Raw genomic sequence first — 1,365 nt, 5'->3', positions numbered from 1 at the left:
ACTGTAGATGAGCAATTTTAGTAACAAAATTTACCATAATGAAAAGCAAACCTAGTAGCCCTTATGCCACATGAAGCTGTTTTTTTACGGCATCAATTGGAATATTTTGTTTTGCCGCACGATAAACAAACTCCACAAGGCTATGTCCTTTCTTTTTGCGCAGGAGATCAAGTCCATCAGAAAAATTACTGTTGGATTCGAACATGCTGTACACATAAGCTAGCTGTACTAAGATCCAGTAGCGTTTCACCGCTTGATGCTTGCGAATACGGTATCCATCAAGCTTTAGTTGATCTTTCGCTTGCCGGAAAAAGCTTTCAATCGACCAACGCTCGGTATAGTAGCGTAAGATGTCTTCATCGCTCAGTTCCCGATCAGTGCTCAAAATGCAGTGAAGATATTCAGACGTCAACGGTTGATCAGCTTTCCACGTGAAAAGCACTACAGCATCACCAAGACCTTTGAGCGCTCCTTCATAGCGATACACACGATAACGCTCTTCTCCCACCGTGACGAGGTGAGTGTCTTTCGGTTCAATGTAGTGTGCTAGTTTCTTTGCTTGAATAGCAATTCCTTTCGGATAAAGAATTCGATTTGTTTTAAGCATTGCGATTACGTGGAATCCCTTTTTCAGGCAAGCATCGACTAGTGTTTGCGATGGATACCAAGAGTCCATTAGCACATAAACGGGTTGGTGCACATTCAAAGAAGAAAGCATCTCTATCGCAAGCTCCCCTTTGCTTTTTCCACTTTCTTTGTCATAAAGGCGGAAGGAAAAGGGGAAAGCTTGGGACATCGTGTGAACCATGAGCCAAACGAGAGAATGTCCCCAGATTGACTTTTTATCAGCGTGAGAATAATGCCAATCACATCCTTGAATGACATGTTTCGCCTGTGACAAAGGCTTTGTTTTTTGGCAAATCGTATCGTCAATCGAAACAAAAATGGGTTGATTTTCATTTTTAGCAGTGCGTTCCACACGATGAAGAATCCACTGTTGGAGTTTGTGAAGCAATACTTCTTCTTTCCATGGGCTATTCGTGAAAAAATGACTAAGTGTCGTACGATGGTTTGGATGAAAGCTCCAATGGTGAAGATCGGTCAATGTTCCAGAAAAACCTTTCGAAATCATTGCATCAACGATATGAACGAGATGTTTCATGACAGGCTTTGAAAAATAAAGCGGCAGCCCTAACATTGAGAAAAACTTGTGGACTCCTTGGTGATGTGCTAATCTATTCATGAGACATGAACCTCCTTGTATAAATGGTTTGTTGGCACATCTATTTTAAACAAGGAGTCGAGTTCATGTCTCCTTTTTTGTTTAAATGTAAATTTATGTTAGCGAATTTGCTCATCTACAGT

The 1,365-nt window shown here is 41.0% G+C and carries 1 protein-coding gene; it reads right to left on the bottom strand.

The genetic code is table 11. From position 1 onward, the window contains the following. Positions 1-61: 61 nt before the first annotated feature. A complete protein-coding gene (locus tag HR057_RS16735; protein ID WP_173732631.1) occupies positions 62-1,243 on the bottom strand; it encodes an IS701 family transposase in 1,182 nt (393 codons plus the stop codon). Between the last annotated feature and the right edge of the window lie 122 nt (positions 1,244-1,365).

Source organism: Calidifontibacillus erzurumensis (genome assembly GCF_013303125.1).
Taxonomy (GTDB): domain Bacteria; phylum Bacillota; class Bacilli; order Bacillales; family Bacillaceae_J; genus Calidifontibacillus; species Calidifontibacillus erzurumensis.
Note: the sequence above shows the minus strand (reverse complement) of the source record. Positions and strands in the feature narration are given on the sequence as shown.

Excerpts from the sequence above, each read along its gene's own strand:
- HR057_RS16735 (WP_173732631.1), bottom strand. The coding sequence starts at position 1,243 with ATGAATAGATTAGCACATCACCAAGGAGTCCACAAGTTTTTCTCAATG.